The sequence below is a fragment of the Arthrobacter sp. StoSoilA2 genome, from assembly GCF_019977195.1.
Taxonomy (GTDB): Bacteria; Actinomycetota; Actinomycetes; order Actinomycetales; family Micrococcaceae; genus Arthrobacter.
In genome coordinates this window covers 415,598-434,161 of sequence record NZ_AP024643.1, presented here as the reverse complement: position 1 = coordinate 434,161, position 18,564 = coordinate 415,598, and the positions used below count along the sequence as shown (strand labels likewise).

At 62.8% G+C, this 18,564-nt stretch carries 17 protein-coding genes; 11 read left to right on the top strand and 6 right to left on the bottom strand.

Annotated features, from left to right (window positions below; translation table 11 throughout):
• Positions 1 to 82 precede the first annotated feature (82 nt).
• Positions 83 to 673, bottom strand: coding sequence for a 6-phospho-3-hexuloisomerase (gene hxlB / locus LDN82_RS02140; protein ID WP_224095052.1), 591 nt, complete (start codon positions 671 to 673; stop codon positions 83 to 85).
• A gap of 148 nt (positions 674 to 821) precedes the next feature.
• On the opposite strand from hxlB, the gene LDN82_RS02135 reads away from it, so the two are divergent.
• Positions 822 to 2,114, top strand: a complete 1,293-nt coding sequence (locus LDN82_RS02135) for a response regulator transcription factor family protein (protein ID WP_224166193.1) — start codon at positions 822 to 824, stop codon at positions 2,112 to 2,114.
• Between the two features lie 8 nt (positions 2,115 to 2,122).
• On the opposite strand, the gene LDN82_RS02130 is transcribed toward LDN82_RS02135, so the two are convergent.
• The 5 genes from LDN82_RS02130 to LDN82_RS02110 all read right to left on the bottom strand — a co-directional run bounded on the left by LDN82_RS02130 (position 2,123) and on the right by LDN82_RS02110 (position 5,906).
• Positions 2,123 to 2,746 carry an MBL fold metallo-hydrolase gene (locus LDN82_RS02130; RefSeq protein ID WP_224166192.1) on the bottom strand — a complete coding sequence of 208 codons (624 nt, stop codon included), beginning with the start codon at positions 2,744 to 2,746 and terminating at the stop codon, positions 2,123 to 2,125.
• Positions 2,746 to 3,849 (bottom strand): S-(hydroxymethyl)mycothiol dehydrogenase, encoded by a 1,104-nt coding sequence (locus tag LDN82_RS02125; protein WP_224166191.1) that lies wholly within the window; start codon positions 3,847 to 3,849, stop codon positions 2,746 to 2,748. Before LDN82_RS02125 ends, LDN82_RS02130 begins: the two co-directional genes overlap by 1 nt.
• 65 nt (positions 3,850 to 3,914) lie before the next feature.
• A complete protein-coding gene (locus LDN82_RS02120; RefSeq protein ID WP_216922220.1) occupies positions 3,915 to 4,139 on the bottom strand; it encodes a hypothetical protein in 225 nt (74 codons plus the stop codon).
• Between the two features lie 6 nt (positions 4,140 to 4,145).
• The gene (pdxS, locus tag LDN82_RS02115) at positions 4,146 to 4,994 is read right to left on the bottom strand and encodes a pyridoxal 5'-phosphate synthase lyase subunit PdxS (RefSeq protein WP_275965525.1); all 849 of its coding nucleotides are present in this window, start codon (positions 4,992 to 4,994) and stop codon (positions 4,146 to 4,148) included.
• A 231-nt stretch (positions 4,995 to 5,225) separates the two neighbouring features.
• On the bottom strand, positions 5,226 to 5,906 hold the full coding sequence (locus LDN82_RS02110; protein ID WP_224095049.1) for a GntR family transcriptional regulator: 681 nt from the start codon (positions 5,904 to 5,906) through the stop codon (positions 5,226 to 5,228).
• Positions 5,907 to 6,026: 120 nt separating this feature from the next.
• Here LDN82_RS02110 and purU point away from each other — a divergent pair, with 120 nt between their 5' ends.
• The 10 genes from purU (at position 6,027) to fdhD (ending at position 18,410) form a co-directional block, all read left to right on the top strand.
• A complete protein-coding gene (gene purU, locus LDN82_RS02105) occupies positions 6,027 to 6,941 on the top strand; it encodes a formyltetrahydrofolate deformylase (protein WP_224095047.1) in 915 nt (304 codons plus the stop codon).
• A gap of 50 nt (positions 6,942 to 6,991) precedes the next feature.
• Positions 6,992 to 9,484 (top strand): FAD-dependent oxidoreductase, encoded by a 2,493-nt coding sequence (locus LDN82_RS02100; protein ID WP_224166190.1) that lies wholly within the window; start codon positions 6,992 to 6,994, stop codon positions 9,482 to 9,484.
• 124 nt (positions 9,485 to 9,608) lie between these two features.
• Positions 9,609 to 10,235, top strand: coding sequence for a cyclodeaminase/cyclohydrolase family protein (locus LDN82_RS02095; RefSeq protein WP_224095043.1), 627 nt, complete (start codon positions 9,609 to 9,611; stop codon positions 10,233 to 10,235).
• On the top strand, positions 10,232 to 11,122 hold the full coding sequence (locus LDN82_RS02090) for a bifunctional 5,10-methylenetetrahydrofolate dehydrogenase/5,10-methenyltetrahydrofolate cyclohydrolase (protein ID WP_224166189.1): 891 nt from the start codon (positions 10,232 to 10,234) through the stop codon (positions 11,120 to 11,122). The genes LDN82_RS02095 and LDN82_RS02090 overlap by 4 nt, the downstream gene beginning before the upstream one ends.
• Before the next feature lie 2 nt (positions 11,123 to 11,124).
• On the top strand, positions 11,125 to 11,964 hold the full coding sequence (locus LDN82_RS02085) for a methylenetetrahydrofolate reductase (protein WP_224166188.1): 840 nt from the start codon (positions 11,125 to 11,127) through the stop codon (positions 11,962 to 11,964).
• On the top strand, positions 11,919 to 14,237 hold the full coding sequence (locus LDN82_RS02080) for an FdhF/YdeP family oxidoreductase (RefSeq protein ID WP_224166187.1): 2,319 nt from the start codon (positions 11,919 to 11,921) through the stop codon (positions 14,235 to 14,237). The genes LDN82_RS02085 and LDN82_RS02080 overlap by 46 nt, the downstream gene beginning before the upstream one ends.
• Positions 14,238 to 14,385: 148 nt before the next feature.
• Positions 14,386 to 14,808 carry a heme-binding protein gene (locus tag LDN82_RS02075; protein WP_223947734.1) on the top strand — a complete coding sequence of 141 codons (423 nt, stop codon included), beginning with the start codon at positions 14,386 to 14,388 and terminating at the stop codon, positions 14,806 to 14,808.
• Positions 14,809 to 14,950: 142 nt separating this feature from the next.
• Complete coding sequence (fdhA, locus tag LDN82_RS02070; RefSeq protein WP_224095036.1) at positions 14,951 to 16,168, top strand: formaldehyde dehydrogenase, glutathione-independent; 1,218 nt, start codon at positions 14,951 to 14,953, stop codon at positions 16,166 to 16,168.
• Positions 16,169 to 16,254: 86 nt separating this feature from the next.
• Positions 16,255 to 17,541 (top strand): molybdopterin molybdotransferase MoeA, encoded by a 1,287-nt coding sequence (locus LDN82_RS02065; protein WP_224167442.1) that lies wholly within the window; start codon positions 16,255 to 16,257, stop codon positions 17,539 to 17,541.
• Positions 17,529 to 18,410: a formate dehydrogenase accessory sulfurtransferase FdhD gene (fdhD, locus tag LDN82_RS02060; RefSeq protein WP_224166186.1), complete on the top strand. Its 882-nt coding sequence runs from the start codon at positions 17,529 to 17,531 to the stop codon at positions 18,408 to 18,410. Before LDN82_RS02065 ends, fdhD begins: the two co-directional genes overlap by 13 nt.
• The last annotated feature ends 154 nt before the right edge of the window (positions 18,411 to 18,564 follow it).

Sequence of the window (18,564 nt, the reverse complement as noted above, 5' to 3'; positions counted from 1 at the left end):
TTGAGTTGGTGCGGTCCCAAGTAGGTAGCAGCAGAGCCCCTTTTGAGCGTTCATAACGGCGTCTGCTGCTACTTAGTTGGGCTTACTCGAGGTTGGCGTGACGCAGCCAGAGCTGTTCAGCGGGTTCGTCGGCGGCGTCCCAGAGGGTCTGGAAAACCGACTCCGTGGCGAGGAACAGCGCCTGCTCGAAAAGGCTGCCGGAGTACTGGCGCGAAATGTTTGAACCGTGGTCCGTCTTTTGGGCCGCCGGGATGATCACCAAAGCGTCGGCCAGCCCGGCCAGGGGCGAGTCTGCATTGGTGGTGATGGCTGCAACCTGTGCACCTGCTTCAAGTGCGGTCTGGGCGGCTTTGACCACACCGGACGTCGTACCTGAACCGGATGCAACCACCAGGAGGTCTCCGGAACTGATGGCTGGCGTGGTGGTGTCACCGGCGACATGGACGGTCAGGCCGAGGTGCATCAGCCTCATGGCCGCCATCCTGAGGACCAGGCCGCTGCGCCCTGCTCCTGCAAGGAACACACGTCCGGCACCCTTGATCCTGTCCGCAAGATGGGCCAACTGGGCGTAGTCAATGCCGGAGGTAGTGTCAGCGACTTCGCCCAGGATCAGGGATACATTGCCGGCTACGTCCGCGCTCGTGGCAGTTGCTGTTTCTGCGGTGACGTTCACATTCACTCCTTCGTGGATAGGTGCTCAAGCCTTTCGGGCCTATAGACAAGTCTTCCGGGCAGTTCGGGTAGGGGGAACGCCGAAAACGAGCAGTTCATACCACCCTTTTGGGTAGTTAACGTGGCTCCTCTTCGTTTAGGCTGCATCCATGACCCAGCTGGCAGAGACCAAACGCCGCCCGGATGGCGGGGCCCTTCCGTGGCAACTTCTGGACGCCATCGCAGATATCACGCAAGCACCCCTGATGCGTATTGCAGAGAGCCTGCGTGGCGCCCTTGCACCCTTCATCAAATGCAGCGCCCTGGTGATCTTTACCGAGGACTGCACGGGCCGGCCGCAAAAGAAGGCGGGCGAGGAAAGCATTGTCAGCAGGGTTTCCATCCCGGAACTGGACCGTGTAAGGGCCGTGATTCCAGGCGGTGGCCCCTGGCGGGGCAAGGCTGTTGTCGCCGGGAAAGAGCGGGAGGTATTGGCCTTGGGCTATGCGCCCAGCAACGCCCTCCTGGTCCTCACCGATCCTCTGGAAGGCCAGGCAGAAGATGCCGGGCGTGTCCTCTCCTACCTCTGGCGGCTCACTGCGGCCCGTATCCAGGAGAAAGTCTCTGACGCGCCGCCGTCGTACCTTCTGGAATCCCGCGCCGCATCAGCGGAGCGGATCCGCGTAACTGCCGAGTTGGTGGATCAGCACTCCACCACATTGGAAACCGTGCTCGCGGCGTTGAGGTCCAACTCCATGGACGACCACGCGGCCCGTACAGCCGTCACAGACATGACCGTCAAGGCCCTGATCAGCCTGCGGACCTTGAACGACCGCACCAGTGATCTTGTGGAGGAGCCGGTCAGCACGGCGTTCGAAAGGCTTCGCGAGGACCTCCGGCCGCTGATGCACTTCAGCAACATCGATATCCAATTCATCGAACCGCCTGCGAACGGCAGGGCGTTGCCAGGGGAAGTAGCCCACGCCGCCCGCGCCGTGGTTCGAGGCCTGGTCCTGGCCATCGCCGAGCAACCTGACGTGCATCGTGTCCGGGCTCAGTGGGACTGCGACGGCGAGAACCTGCTCATCAACGTCCGTGACGATGGCAGGGGCGACCTATCCCCCGAGGCTCCCAATATCGAACGCCTGCGCCAACGCGTGCAAGCCGTTAACGGCAGGATGAGCCTGGACGTCATGCAGGGCTGGGGAGCCGACATCTCGGTTGTGTTGCCGTTGGATGCACCATCAGCTCCGGCAGGGGATGTCGCGGCTTGGGGCCTTGCGGCGAGGGAGCTGGAAGTCCTGCAATTACTGGCGGCCGGCCAACGTAACCGGGCAATCGCCGCTGAACTCAATGTCAGCGAAAATACTGTGAAATTTCATATCCGGAATCTCTTCCGGAAGCTCGACGTCCGGTCCCGCACTGAGGCCATCGCCTTGGCGCACAGTGCGGGACTCCGGTAGTCGGCCGCTTAGTCCTGCTTTAGGAGGGCCAGCGTCCCGCGCTCGGCTCCGATGGTGGTGTTGTCCCCGTGCCCGGTACGCACCACCGTGTGGGCGGGCAGGGTCAGGAGGCGTTCCCGGATGGATGCCAGGATGGTGGGGTAATCGCTGTAGGACCGCCCGGTTGCTCCCGGACCACCGTTAAACAGGGTGTCTCCGGTGAAGACCGTGTCCTGTTCCTCCAGCAGGAAGCACGTGGACCCGGGCGAGTGGCCGGGCGTGTGGATGGCCCGCAATTCAGCTCCAGCGACCGTGAAAACGTCGCCGTCGCTGAGGTACTTGTCCGGCGTGGTGTCCGGATAGACCTGCTCCCACAACACCAGGTCCTCGGGATGCAGGTAGATGGGCGCTTGAACGGCGTCAGCAACCTCCCGAACGGCCCCAATATGGTCGTTGTGGGCGTGGGTCAGCAGGATGGCCAGGACTTTTCGGCCCTGCACCTGCTCGATGATGGCCTGGGCATCGTGCGGGGCATCGATGATGACGCATTCCTGCTCATCCCCAACAATCCAGACGTTGTTGTCCACGTCCCAGGTGCCGCCGTCGAGCGAAAACGTTCCGGAGGTGACCCGGTTCTCTACGGTGACGGCCATCAGAGCGCCACCGCCGGTTCGATTTCCACTACGGAGCGAAGGACTTTGCCCTCCTGCATCCGGGCGAAGGCTTCCTCCACCTGGTCGATCGTGATGCGTTCGGTCACGAAGGCGTCCAGGTTCAGGTTGCCTTGCTTGTAGTGCTCCACCAGCATCGGGAAGTCGCGCGAAGGCAGGCAGTCGCCGTACCAGGAGGACTTCAAGGAACCGCCGCGGCCGAAGACATCCAGCAGCGGCAACTCCAGTGTGGCGGTGGGCGAAGGAACGCCAACCAGGACAACGCGGCCTGCGAGGTCGCGGGCATAGAAAGCCTGCTTGTACGTCTCGGGACGTCCGACGGCGTCAATCACCAGGTCTGCGCCGTTGCCTCCCGTCAGGGCCCGGATAGCTTCTACCGGATCTTCGATGCTGGAGTTCACTCCGTGGGTGGCTCCCAGGGACTTGGCCATGTCCACCTTGTTGGCATCGATATCCACGGCAATGATGGTGGTGGCACCGGCCAACTTGGCGCCGGCGATCGCGGCAATGCCCACGCCGCCGCACCCGATGACGGCCACGGACTCACCACGCTTGACCTCACCGGTATTGATGGCCGCACCGATGCCGGCCATCACGCCGCATCCCAGCAGACCCACTGCGGCGGGATCCACCGAATCATCTACCTTGGTGCATTGACCCGCAGCCACGAGGGTCTTCTCGGCGAAGGCGCCGATTCCCAGTGCGGGCGAAAGCTCAGTGCCGTCCTCCAGCGTCATCTTCTGCGTAGCGTTGTGGGTGTTGAAGCAGTACTGCGGCTGGCCCTTGGCGCAGGCACGACATTGACCGCACACCGCACGCCAGTTCAGGATGACCCTGTCTCCGGGGGCAACATCCATGACATCCGGGCCGACCGCGCTGACCACGCCTGTGGCCTCGTGGCCCAGAAGGAACGGGAAATCGTCCGAGATGCCACCCTGCTGGTAGTGCAGATCGGTGTGGCACACACCGCAGGTGAGGATATCCACCAACGCCTCACCCGGCCCTGGATCCGGCACCAGGATGGTCTCCAACGTGACGGGAGCGTTCTTTTCCTTGGCGATGACAGCTTTTACTTTGTGAACCACGATCGGTTCCTTTCTCGGGTCGCGGAGAACTGGCAGTAGTTTGGATCAGGCACGGACGACAATCATCACACCCACACCTGATAACCGGTTGACTTATCGAACAGCCTCCTTGTAGATGCCCCGGCAGCTGCGATCCAAAGGACGGAGTCGTCGTCGGACGCCTGCTCAACCACGCCTGTCATGACAAGGTCGTCCGAGAGCCAGACCTCCACAGTATGGCCTGTTAACTGTGCCCAGTCCTTGCGCAGGCCGCGCCCGGTAATTGTCCTGTCCGGTTTCGCCCCCAACATCGCACGTCACCAGCCGCGTTCTGCCAGGCGGTGGGGCTGCGGGATTTCGTCGACGTTGATGCCAACCATGGCTTCGCCCAGGCCGCGGGAGACTTTGGCAATCACATCGGGATCGTCATAGTAGGCGGTGGCCTTCACGACGGCGGCAGCGCGCTCGGCAGGGTTGCCGGACTTGAAAATGCCGGAGCCAACGAACACACCGTCGGCGCCGAGCTGCATCATCATGGCAGCGTCGGCCGGGGTCGCGATGCCACCGGCGGTGAACAGGACAACGGGAAGCTTGCCGGTGGCGGCCACTTCCTTGACCAGTTCGTACGGGGCCTGCAGTTCCTTGGCCGCGACATAGAGCTCGTCCTCGGGGAGGGCTGCGAGCTTGGCGATCTCGGAACGGATCTTGCGCATGTGGCCTGTGGCGTTGGAAACATCGCCGGTGCCGGCTTCGCCCTTGGAACGGATCATCGCCGCGCCCTCGTTGATGCGGCGCAGGGCCTCACCGAGGTTGGTGGCGCCACAGACGAAGGGAACGGTGAAGTTCCACTTGTCGATGTGGTTGATGTAGTCGGCCGGGGTCAGGACCTCGGACTCGTCGATGTAGTCCACGCCAAGGGACTGCAGGACCTGGGCTTCGACGAAGTGGCCGATGCGGGCCTTGGCCATGACCGGGATGGACACGGCGGCGATGATCTGATCGATCATGTCGGGATCGGACATGCGGGACACGCCACCCTGGGCGCGGATATCGGCGGGGACACGCTCGAGCGCCATGACGGCGACGGCACCGGCGTCCTCGGCGATACGGGCCTGCTCGACGTTAACGACGTCCATGATGACGCCGCCCTTGAGCATCTCCGCCATGCCCCGCTTGACGCGGCCCGAGCCAGTGAGCGTGATGTGTTCGAACGGGCGTGGTGTAAAGGTCACGTGATACTCCAAGGGACTGAAGCCTGCGATTCATCACAAGCTCCCGGAACTGCACGCCCGGCCAAGAGCCAGGAGAACACCTGATATCCGGGTGATATATTAGTTAGAGTTCAGTATGCAATCGCCGAAGCCGGGAGTCAATCCCGGATCGCGCCAGGCAAATTCCTATGCTGCGAAAAGTGCCGTGCGGACGGCGTGCTCAAAGCCCGTGACGTGCGCCTTTGCAAGCTCTGCGGCCTTCTCCTCATCACCATCGATGACCGCGCGCAAGAGGTCCAGGTGTTCGCGGACGTGATGCTCAAGGTCCGGTAGCCGATCCAGGACCATGCACCAAATTCGGGTGGCCAGGTTGTCATAGCGGATCAGGACATCCTCGAGATGTGGATTCGCCGCGGCCGCGTAGATGCCTTGGTGGACGCTGGCATCCAGGCGCAGGGTCTCCACTACGGAGGCGCCGGCAACATCGAAGTCCTCCACGGCCTTCATGACGTCCCGCAGATGCTGCCTCGTAGCCGCAGAAGCCACGCGCGCCGCGCGTGCCGCGGCCAGTGGTTCCAGTTGGGTGCGGATCTCTGAGATAAAGGCCAGGTCAGTCACGTCCACGCGGGTGGCAAAGGTGCCCCGGCGCGGATAAGTGACCACCAGGCGGTCCAGTTCCAACCGCTTCAAGGCTTCGCGCACGGGGGTGCGCCCAATCCCGAGGTCCTTCGCCAACTGGTCATCATTGAGGAGATCCCCGGGCTTGATGTCCAGCATCAGGAGCCGGTCGCGCAAACGCTCATACGCGACGTCGGCCAAGGATTTCCTGCTGGTATCGTCCGAGATTGCCAGAGTTCCAAATGCCACAGTGCCAGCCCTTTCCGCAGTTCCCGAAAACCTATTGACCTGTCCTTGAGACCAGTATACGCTGATTCCCAATCCTAATATATCAGTACGGGACTCAAGAATATATCTAAAGGAGGAGACATGACCCTCGTGGCGACAGACTCACCAACAAGCATCCTGCCCCAGCCAGCAGCGCTCAATGACGAGCAGGCTCAGAAGTTCGTACTCACATTGTCGTGCGTCGAACGCGCCGGAATCGTGCAGGCGGTCACAACCTTCCTGTTTGAGCGCGGCTTCAACATTGACGAACACCAGCAGTTCGACGACGGCATCCGCCAGACGCTGCACCTTCGCACCGCCTTTTCCGGCTCCCCCGAATACTCGGCGGACCGGCTTGAGGAAGAGTTCAGTGCAATCGCTGACCGCTTCGACATGAAATTCAGCTTCCATGACCAGACCAAGAAGCGCGTGCTGGTCATGGTGTCCAAGTTTGGACACTGTCTTAACGATCTCATCTTCCGCTGGCGCGGCGGCAGCCTGGGCGGAGACCTCGTAGCTGTTGTTTCCAACCACGAGACCCACCGCGCCATGGCCGAGGCAGCCGGACTGCCCTTCATCCACATCCCGGTTACGCCGGACACCAAGGCCGAGGCGGAGCAGAAGCTCCTGGAACTCGTGGATGAGTACAAGGCTGACCTGGTGGTGCTTGCCCGCTACATGCAGGTACTCTCCGATAACCTGTGCCGCTCCCTCGAGGGCCGGGCCATCAATATCCACCACTCGTTCCTGCCTGGATTCAAGGGCGCCCGCCCCTACCACCAGGCCTATGATCGTGGCGTGAAGCTTGTTGGAGCAACCGCGCACTATGTCACGGCAGACCTCGACGAGGGCCCGATCATCGAGCAGGAAGTCATCCGCGTGGACCACAGCTACGGCCCCAACGCGCTCTCAACGGTGGGCCAGGATGCTGAAGCACTGGCACTGTCCAGGGCTGTCCGCTGGCACTGCGAACACCGCGTGCTGCTGGACCAGACCAGCACAGTCGTCTTCCGGTAAGACTCCCTCCCCACCGTCCACACACACGAACTTCAGCAGGAGAAACTTTCATGACATCGACGCCTCGCATTGTCATCATCGGCGCTGGGATTGTCGGCACCAACCTCGCCGACGAACTGGTCAGCCGCGGTTGGAACAACATCACCGTCCTGGACCAGGGGCCGCTGAACATGCCCGGAGGGTCCACGTCCCACGCACCGGGCCTGGTCTTCCAGACGAACCCTTCCAAGTCCATGGCACTGTTCGCCAAGTACACGGTGGAAAAGCTGCTCTCACTCACCGAAGATGGCCAGAGCTGCTTCAACCAGGTGGGAGGCCTGGAAGTCGCGACTACAGAGACCCGCCTGGCTGACCTGAAGCGCAAGCTCGGTTACGCACAGTCGTGGGGCATCGACGGCAAGATCCTCTCCCGCGAGGAATGCAAGGAGCTCTACCCCCTGATCAACGAGGAAGACATCCTTGGTGGCCTTCACGTTCCCACCGATGGCCTGGCCTTGGCCGCCCGCGCGGTCCAGCTGCTGATCAAGCGGACCGAAGCTGCCGGAGTCAAGTACCTCGGCAACACCGAAGTCACGGGAATTGAGCAGTCCGGCCGACGCGTCACGGGCGTCCAGACCGCCGATGGCGTCATCCCCGCCGACATTGTGGTTTCCTGCGCCGGCTTCTGGGGTGCGAAAATCGGCGAGATGATCGGTATGTCCGTACCGCTCCTCCCGCTGGCCCACCAATATGTAAAAACGACGCCGGTTCCCGCCCAGAAGGGCAAGAACGAACTACCCAACGGCGCCCAGCTGCCCATCCTCCGCCACCAGGACCAGGATCTCTATTACCGCGAGCACGGCGAGCGCTACGGAATCGGCTCCTACGCACACCGCCCCATGCCTGTGGATCTTGACGAGCTGGGCAGCTACGAGCCCAGCAGCATCAGCGAACACAACATGCCTTCGCGCCTTGACTTCACCCTTGAGGACTTCCTCCCCGCGTGGGAAGCAACCAAGCAGATCCTGCCGGCACTGCGCGAAAGTGAGATCGAGGATGGCTTCAACGGCATCTTCTCCTTCACCCCGGACGGCGGCTCCCTGGTGGGCGAATCCAAGGAAGTTGACGGCTTCTTCGTTGCCGAGGCCGTGTGGGTCACCCACTCTGCCGGCATCGCCCGCGCCGTTGCCGAGGTACTGGTTGACGGCAAGTCGCAGATCGACCTTGGAGACTGCGACATCCACCGCTTCGAAGAAGTCCAGCTGACGCCTGAATACGTCAGCGAAACTTCGCAGCAGAACTTCGTGGAAATCTACGATGTCCTGCACCCGCTCCAGCCCAAGCTCTCCCCCCGCAACCTTCGCGTCAGCCCCTTCCATGCCCGGCACAAGCAGTTGGGTGGCTACTTCCTTGAGGGTGGCGGATGGGAGCGCCCGTACTGGTTCGAGGCCAACGCTGAACTTTTGAAGGAAATGCCTGACGAGTGGCAGCCGCCTGCCCGCGACGCCTGGTCCGGAATGTTCAGCTCGCCGATTGCTGCCGCCGAGGCGTGGAAGACCCGTACCGCAGTTGCCATGTATGACATGACTCCCCTCAAGCGCCTTGAGGTATCCGGTCCCGGTGCCCTGAAGTTGCTGCAGGAACTGACCACGGGTGATCTGGCCAAGAAGCCCGGCGCGGTCACCTACACGCTGCTCCTGGATGAGGCCGGTGGAATCCGAAGCGATATCACCGTGGCCCGCCTGAGTGAGGACACGTTCCAGTTGGGTGCCAATGGCAACATTGACACCGCTTACTTTGAGCGCGCGGCCCGTCACCAGACTGAAAACGGCAGCGCCGGCGATTGGGTCCAGGTTCGGGACACCACCGGTGGCACTTGCTGCATCGGCCTGTGGGGTCCGCTGGCCCGCGACCTCATGAGCAACGCCAGCAGCGACGACTTCACTAATGACGGCCTGAAGTACTTCCGCTCCAAGCAGGTCACCATCGGCGGCGTCACCGTTACCGCCATGCGGCTTTCCTACGTTGGTGAACTGGGCTGGGAGCTTTACACCAGCGCGGACAACGGCCAGCGCCTGTGGGATGCGCTCTGGAAGGCCGGCCAGCCGTTCGGCGTCATTGCCGCAGGACGCGCCGCCTTTAGCGCACTGCGCCTCGAAAAGGGCTACCGCTCGTGGGGCAGCGACATGACCACGGAGCACGACCCCTTCGAAGCAGGCCTCGGCTTCGCCGTAAAGATGGCCAAGGAGAACTTCGTCGGCAAGGCCGCCCTTGAGGGACGCACTGAGGAAAGCTCGGCACGGCGCTTGCGCTGCTTGACGGTCGACGACGGCCGCAGCCTGGTGCTGGGCAAGGAGCCTGTGTTCTACAAGGACCAAGCGGTCGGCTACGTCACCAGCGCCGCCTACGGCTACTCGGTGAAGAAGCCAATTGCGTACGCGTACCTTCCTGCCGCTGTTTCGATTGGTGATTCCGTAGAGATCGAATACTTCGGACGCCGTATCCAGGCGACAGTCACCCAGGACCCGCTGTACGACCCCACCATGAGCAGGCTCCGCGGCTAAGGCCTGGCGGACGCTTCAGTTGGCCAGCGGCCCGGACTCATCCCCTCGCAACGGGGTCCGGGCCGCTGTCTTACCCGTTCTACTTCAGCCCGGCCTTACTTCGTCAACCAGCCCAGGAAGACACATGATCAGTTCAGAAACCATCAACGACTACCTTGCCAGGCTCGCTTCGCGGCAGCCCACCCCCGGCGGAGGTGCCGCCGCCGCCCTTCACGCCGCCCAGGGCGCCGCCTTGGTGGCCATGGTGGCCAGGTACACCACGGGTGAAAAGTATGCGCAGCATGCAGAACCCGTTGCCCGCATCACCAGCGCTGCGGACCATTTAATTGTTGAAGCGCTGCGCCTCGCAGACGCCGATGAGCACGCCTTCCAACGAGTAATTGATTCGTACAAACTCCCGTCCGGGACCGGGGAACTCAAGGCCGCGCGCGCTGCCGGCATCCAGGATGCCCTGGTCCAGGCGGCACACACACCTGCCCAGCTGATCAACCTGGCCGGTGAGGTGGTGGAACTCGCCACGGAACTCTTTGACATGGCCAACCCCAATGTCATCAGCGACGTCGCGGCAGCAGCAGATGCTGCCCGTGCCGCAGCCACAACCGCACGTGTCAACATCGACATCAACGTAGTGGCCATCAAGGATGGCGAAGCCCGCTCGCGCTTGGCAGAACAGACCGACGGCCTTGAGGAAAAAGTGGTCCTCGCAGCTGATTCCCTCGTCAAGCGCGTACGCGAAAGGATCCTCGCGTGAGTACTGAAGTGCTTTCCGGAAAGGGACTGGCCGCCCTCATCCAGCAGCGTGCACAGGATGAGGCCCGCCTCCTTGAATATGAGGGCCAGCGCCCTTCACTGGCCGTGGTGGTGGCAACGGACGACGAGTCCACGCACTGGTACGTCCGCTCCATTGAGCGCGCCGCGGAGCGCGCCGGAATAGGTTGCCGGATCCTGGACCTTGGGCATGATGCCACGGAACAGGTGCTGGCGAGCGTGTTGAAAGACCTCAGCGCTGAGCAATCGGTCAACGGCATTATTCTTCAAACCCCGTTGCCCGCGGGTGTTCGAACAGACGCTCTCGTGGGGCTGATCGCTCCGGAAAAGGACATTGACGGCGCCAACCCGCTCAGCCTGGGCCGCCTGGCCGTGGGTCAGCCCGCCTTCGCCCCTGCAACCGCACAGGCCGTGGTGGAACTGCTTGAGCATTTCCAGGTTCCGCTCGCAGGACGGAGCGTCGCCGTCGTCGGGCGTTCCGCTGTGGTGGGAAAGCCGCTGTCCCTGCTGCTGCTCGAAAAGGACGCCACCGTCACCATCTGCCACTCCAAATCAGGGGCGCTTGAGCGCTATACCCGGCCCGCCGACGTCGTGGTTGTAGCCGCAGGGCGGACCGGGCTGCTGACGGGCAGCCACGTTTCGCCGGCGTCGGTAGTGATCGACGTCGGAACGAACGTCCTTCCCGACGGTTCCCTGGTGGGAGACGTGGACGAGGCCAGTGTCACTGGTGTGGCGGCTGCCCTGACGCCGGTACCCGGCGGGGTGGGCTCAGTGACCACCGCGTTGCTGCTCCTCCACACCGCTGAAGCTGCCCGGGCACAAGCACGGCTGCTGGAGAAGACGGCCCTGGTTTCTGGAACCGCTGGATAGCCATGGAAACGCCGATCCGCTTGGAGGTTAGTCCCTCCGCTGACCTTGCCCGGCAACTGCCTCCCGCCTACGAGGCGCCGGGGATGATCAGCGTGACCTGCCTGCCGCATCACGGTCCGGCCAGGACGGTCGCTGCGTCGATTGAACTTGCCCGGCTGGGCTACCACGTCGTCCCGCACCTGGCAGCCCGGAGCATCGCCAGCCAGGCAGAGCTGCACCTGTTCCTACGTCAATTGCATGACGAGGGCGTCCGGGAACTTTTCCTCATTGCCGGAGACCGCAGCGTACCTGCCGGCCCTTATTCCTGGAGCGGCCAGCTGATGGAGGACATCAAGGCCTTCCCGGAAGATTTCTCCCTTGGCATCGCCGGCTACCCGGAAGGCCACCCTCAACTGAGCGCAGAACAGTTGCGGAGCAGCCTGGCCGGCAAGTCACCCCTGGCGTCGTCCATGGTCACGCAAATGTGCTTTTCGGCGGAATCCATCAGCTCATACCTGCAGGAGTTGCACCGGGCCGGATCACGGCTTCCAGTCTGGGTGGGCGTCCCCGGGCCGGTGTCCGTGCAGAAGCTGCTGGCCATGGGTGCGCGATTGGGTGTGGGACGCTCACTCAAGCTGGCCCGCGGCACAGGAATGGCCAAGGCACTCCTGCGCGGTGGTGACGTCATGCGCTATGACAGCTCCGGGCTGATCCGGGAAGTTCATCAGGCCCTCGACGGCCATCCGCTGTTTGCCGGCATCCACGTCTACAGCTTCAACGACCTCAGCCGCCCACCCAGATTTGAAGGGAAGATCGCATGGCTTCCAAAGCCCCACGTGAAAACATCGACGAGTCAAAGCTGACCGTCACCAAACCCAAGACAAAGGCTGTCGGCATTCCAGCCGTTGCCAACGCACTGAAAATCTCCCTGGAACAAATGGGCCCGGTGCGAAGCGTACAAACGCTGCTGGCAGTCAACCAGATCGATGGATTCGACTGCATGGGCTGCGCTTGGCCGGAACACGAGAAGCGCAACGCGGCAGAGTTCTGCGAGAACGGGGCCAAGGCCGTCGCCGAGGAAGCCACCCGGCGCCGTGTCACGCCAGAGTTCTTTGCCCAGCACTCCGTTGCTGAACTGAAGACCCGCGATGACTACTGGCTCGGCCAGCAGGGCCGGCTGACCCACCCTATGTTCCTCGATGAAGGCGCCACCCACTACACGCCCATCGAATGGGACAAGGCCTATGACCTCATGGCCGAGGAACTCCGGGGCATGGACCATCCCGATCAGGCAGTCTTCTATACATCCGGCCGAACCTCCAACGAGGCTGCCTTCGTCTACCAACTCCTGGTGCGCGGCCTTGGCACGAACAACCTGCCGGACTGCTCCAACATGTGCCACGAGTCCTCAGGCTCCGCGCTGGTGGAAACCATCGGAATCGGCAAGGGTTCGGTCAGCCTGACCGACCTGGAGACGGCATCACTCATCTTCGTAGCCGGGCAGAACCCAGGCACCAACCATCCGCGCATGCTCAGCGCCCTGGAGAAGGCCAAGAAGAACGGCGCGGTCATCGTGTCCGTCAATCCACTTCCCGAAGCCGGACTCCTGCACTTTGAAAACCCCCAACACGTAGCAGGCATGGTGGTGGGAACCCAGCTGACGGATGACTTCCTGCAAATCCGTGCCGGCGGCGATCAAGCCCTCTTCCAGGGCCTCGGTAAATACCTCCTGGAAGCCGAAGCCGCGGGCCGCAATACCCCGGGCCTGGAAACCGTCCTTGACCACAGGTTCATCGAGGACCACACCGTGGGCATCGACGAATACCTGCGCTTCCTGGAAAAGGTGGAGTGGGACGACATCGTGGAAGCAACAGGCCTCACCCTGGAGCAGATCCACTCCACAGGCGAACGGCTCCTGGCCTCGAACGCCACCATCGTCTGCTGGGCCATGGGATTGACCCAGCACAAACACTCAGTACCTACCCTCCGCGACGTCGTTAACGTCCTGCTGCTTCAGGGGAACATCGGCAAGCCCGGCGCCGGAGTTTGCCCGGTGCGTGGCCACTCAAACGTCCAGGGCGACCGCACCATGGGCATCTTCGAGAAGATGCCGGAAAAGTTCCATGACCGGCTGGACAACGAGTTCGAGTTCCTGTCACCACGGGAGCACGGCTATGACACTGTTGCCGCCATCCGCGCCATGAGGGACGGAAAGGTCCGCTTCTTCATGGGGATGGGTGGAAACTTTGTTCGTGCCGCCCCTGACTCGGAGGTTACCGAACAAGCGCTCGCCAACACACGGTTGAGTGTCCAGATCTCCACAAAGCTGAACCACTCGCATCTGTCCACGGGTAAGCGGGCTTTGATTCTCCCAACACTTGGACGCACGGAGAAGGACACGCAGCGGACCGGTGACCAGAGGGTTACCGTGGAAGACTCCATGAGCGCGGTCCATGCATCCCGGGGACGCCTCAAGCCTGCGAGCGAGCACCTCCACTCGGAAGTTGCCATTGTGTGCAATCTTGCCCACCGGCTCTTCACCGACGGCGCCGTGCGCCTGCCCAACGCCCCCAAGGCCGCATGGCTGTCGATGCGTGATGACTACTCGCTGATCCGCAAACACATCGAGGCCGTCTTCGATGGCTTTGAGAACTTCGAAGAGCGGATCCAGCACCCGGGCGGCTTCGTGCTGCCGCACCCGCCGCGCGATGCCCGGAAGTTCGATACCGCTTCAGGCAAAGCACACTTCACAGGCAACGAGCTTGAATACATCAAGGTCCCGCCCGGCAGGCTGGTGCTCCAAACGCTGCGGTCACACGACCAGTACAACACCACAATCTACGGCAAGGACGACCGCTACCGCGGCATCCATGGTGGGCGGAGGGTGGTCCTCATCAACGAGTCCGATATCGCGGAGCTGGGATTTGCTGATGGCGAGATGGTCCACCTGATTTCAGAATTCCAGGGAACTGAACGCCGCGCAGAAGACTTCCGCATCGTTTCGTACTCCACCCCCAAGGGGTGTGCCGCTGCGTATTACCCGGAAACCAACGTCCTTGTACCGCTGGACTCTGTTGCCGATACCAGTGGGACGCCGACGTCCAAGTCCGTCATCGTCCGGCTCGAACGGGCCTGAATGAGTCTGGACACAGTGTGATACATGCCATAGTATGTGACTGATATATCTTTCCTATTGGATCAAAGATATTAGGAGACCAGGCGCCGGAGCCCGCGCCCACCAAGAGCAATTTGCCCTCATGAAGACATCTATCAATGGAGAAACAATGTCTGATATCACCCAAGTCCAAGCAGATGCTGTACTAGCTGCGGCGCGCGACGCCGCGCGCGGAACCGAAACAGCAATGAACATCGCCGTGGTGGACGCCGGCGGCAACCTCAAGGCCTTCACCCGCATGGACGGGGCGTGGCTCGGCAGCATCGACATCTCCATCAAGAAGGCACGCACCGCCCGCTACTTCGACATGCCCACGGGCGCAATCGGCGAGCTTTCGCAGCCGGGGGGACCGTTGTACAACATCGAGGTCTCCAACGGCGGACTCATTACGTTCCCGGGTGGCATCCCCCTGCGAGGGGAGGACGGCACTGTAATCGGGGCGATCGGCGTCAGTGGCAGCACGGTAGAGAACGACCACACCGTGGCGTCCGCAGGAGCAGCAGTAGAGCTTCAGGGCGCGGCCCGGCCGTAAGCAAAGAAAAAAACTGTCCAATTGTCCGTGAATGGTGCTTCGGTGGCCTGAAACCTGGGGAGGTATTTCCTCATCGAAGCACCGCTCTCGGGCAATTGGGCAGCATTCATTTTCCGTATCACCACATGCCCAAGGAGTGTCCATGTCTGGAAACCGAGCAGTCGCCTACAAGGAACCCGGTGTCGTCGAAATCATCAACACTGACTACCCGACGTTCGAACTCAAGGACGGACCGGGCGTCAACCCGGCCAACGTCGGCCGGAAGGTACCGCATGGCGCGATCCTCCGCACGGTGACAACCAACATCTGCGGTTCCGACCAGCACATGGTCCGCGGCCGCACCACAGCCCCGCAGGACCTGGTCCTCGGCCACGAAATCACCGGCGAAGTGGTGGAGGTGGGTCCCGACGTCGAGTTCATCAAGGTGGGCGACATCGTCTCGGTGCCGTTCAACATTTCCTGCGGCCGGTGCCGGAACTGCAAAGAGCAAAAGACCGGGATCTGCCTCAACGTCAACCCTGACCGCCCGGGCAGCGCTTACGGCTATGTGGATATGGGCGGCTGGGTAGGCGGACAGGCCGAATACGTGCTGGTTCCCTATGCCGACTGGAACCTGCTGCGCTTCCCGGACCGCGACCAGGCCCTGGAAAAGATCATGGACCTGACCATGCTCTCGGACATCTTCCCCACAGGCTTCCACGGCGCCGTTACGGCCGGCGTGGGCGTAGGGTCCACGGTGTACGTCGCCGGTGCCGGCCCTGTGGGTCTGGCTGCCGCCGTCGGCGCCCAGTTGCTTGGCGCCGCCGTCGTGATTGTGGGCGACATGAACGAAGACCGGCTGGCACAGGCGCGCTCGTTCGGCTGTGAAACCGTCAACGTCTCCAACGGTGACCCGAAGGAGCAGATCGCGCAGATCCTCGGAGTGCCGGAAGTGGATTGCGGCGTGGACGCGGTTGGTTTCGAAGCCCGGGGCCACGGAAGGGACGCCTCGCACGAGGCTCCAGCCACCGTGCTGAACTCCCTTATGGACATCACCGCAGCCGGCGGCTCCCTTGGTATCCCGGGCCTCTACGTCACGGGCGATCCGGGCGGAATCGATGAAGCAGCCAAGCACGGCTCCCTCTCGCTCTCACTGGGCACCGGCTGGGCAAAGTCCCTGTCCTTCACCACGGGCCAGTGCCCGGTGATGAAGTACAACCGCCAATTGATGATGGCCATCCTCCACGACAAGGTCCAGATCGCCAAGGCAGTCAATGCCCAAGCCATCCCCCTCGAGGACGCTCCCCGCGGCTACGCCGAGTTCGACGCCGGTGCGGCAACAAAGTTCGTACTGAACCCGAACGGCTACGTGAAGGCTTAGCACGCAAACACCAGGAAGGGGGCATCATGCTCGCGCAGGAAATTCTCTGCGGCACTTCGCCAACATCCCACGTGCCCTGCGAGCGGATGCCTGCCCCAACGTGGTCCCAAGCCAGGCAGATGGCCTTCGATTGCGCTGTTCCGCTTGCGTCAGCGTCTGTACCACTGGCAGACGCGATCGGAAACGTGCTGACCACTGATGTGACGGCGTGCCAGGACCTTCCGCACTACGCGTCCTCTGCCATGGATGGCTGGGCCATTCATGGCGGAGGACCGTGGGAGATCACGACGCCGGGGCTGCCGCTGGCACCGGGACAAGCCAGCGTTATTGCCACCGGTGGCCTGGTTCCGGAAGGTGCCGTGGCGGTACTTCAGAAGGAGAGCGGACACGCCTTCGACGCCGGATACGGGCTGCAGCTCTCACTGAGACCCGACGCGAAACCCGGCGAGACGCTCCCCGGCCGGCATATACGGCCAGCCGGTGAAGAAGCCCGGGCCGGCGACGTCCTCGTGCCCTCCGGCACACTCCTTAATCCTGCCCACATTGCCCTTGCTGCCGTAGCAGGCCACGACGAACTGCAGGTGCAACGCAAGCCGCGGGTCGCCGTCGTGCTTACCGGCTCCGAAGTGGTGACCTCGGGTGTGCCGGCAGCGGGGCAGGTTCGCGACACCTTCGGCCCGCAACTCGGCGCAGTGATTTCCCAGCTGGGCGGAATTCCAGGCGGCCAGCAACGGATCGGCGACTCATACGAAGAGTGGCTGTCCGCACTTGACTCTCCGCCCGGAGGCGGACACCCGGATGTCACGATCACCACCGGCGGCACCGGCAAATCCGGAACTGACCACTTCCGCGCCGCAGTGGCCGCGCTCGGTGGGCGCCTACTGCTCGACGGCGTCGCTATGCGCCCCGGTCATCCTGCAGTATTGGCTGAACTCCCGGACGGCCGCTTCATCATCGGCCTCCCAGGCAACCCCCTGGCCGCAATGATGGCCCTCATGACCATCGGCGAACCACTGCTCGCTGCCCTCCAAAACAGGCCTTTCCGCACAGCTGGCCACCTCACGTCCGGGGCGGACGTCGATCCGGGTCCTGGCCGGACACAACTCATCCCCTGCACCTTCGTCCACGGGCTCGCTTTTCCTGCTTCCCACACGGGTCCTGGCATGATGCGCGGGCTGGCTTGGGCCGACGGTTTCATGGCCGTTCCCCCTGGCGGAGTTGAAGCAGGCGAACCCGTCCCGGTCATGCCGCTGCCCTGGACCAGCGGCTGGACCAGCGCCTGGACAAGCGCCTGGACAAGCGCCTGGACACAGGCGCAAGCAACCACAGATTTCCCCAACCTGTCAGGAAGGTACGCACCATGGCACGGATGACACAGCGCCGGAAGATACACCGCTTCCATCTGGACGGGACAGGTACCGAATATCCGGTGCGGTTCAAGGAAGACGTCCTCGCCGCCGAGGAGCCCTTGGAAATCAGGATCGGCGGCCGCTCCTTCGCCGTGACCATGAGGACTCCAGGAGACGACTTTGACCTCGTAGCCGGATTCCTGGTGTCCGAGGGCATCATCCGCAGCCAGTCCGAGCTGATCTCCCTGCGTTTTTGTGCCGGCGAGAAGGACGGAACGCAAACCTTCAACGTTGTGGAGGCCCAGCTTCGCTCCGACGTGCAGATGCCGGACACCATGCGGCACGTCTACACCTCCAGCTCGTGCGGCATCTGTGGAACGGACTCCATCGAAGCCGTCCGCAAGACCCTTCATTTCGATCCCTCCCAGGACCCGCTGCGGGTTCCCGTCGACATCCTGGCCGAACTGCCTGAGCGCCTCCGGGAAGCCCAGGCGGTGTTCGACAGGACCGGTGGCGTCCACGCCGCCGGGCTCTTCAGGGTGGACGGCGCCACCCCCGAGCTCCTCTGTTTGCGGGAGGACGTGGGCCGCCACAACGCCGTGGACAAAGTAGTGGGCTGGGCACTGCGCCAGGATCTGCTGCCCCTGACGGGCTTGGTCCTGCAGGTTTCAGGACGTGCATCGTTCGAGCTGGTCCAGAAGGCTGCCCTCGCCGGCATCCCCGTCCTGTCAGCCGTGAGCGCACCCTCCAGCCTTGCCGCGGACCTCGCTACTGAGACCGGCGTGACCCTGGTTGGCTTCAGCCGTGGTCACAGCCTCAACGTCTACGCCGGACGCGACAGATTGATCCGCCCCCGCAAAGCAGCACGTGAGGAGGTCTACGCCGGGCTCTGACCGCCCGTTTTCCGCGTTTGCACGCAGCTAAAGCCCTGTTGATGCCGATAGGGTGCGTTTGCTGTGCACAAACTCCCCGCGTGTTTCAAGGCCCGTGTCCGTGTCGGACTAGGATGAGGAAAAGACGAGGAGCATGCCGGGCAGGGCTTTACAG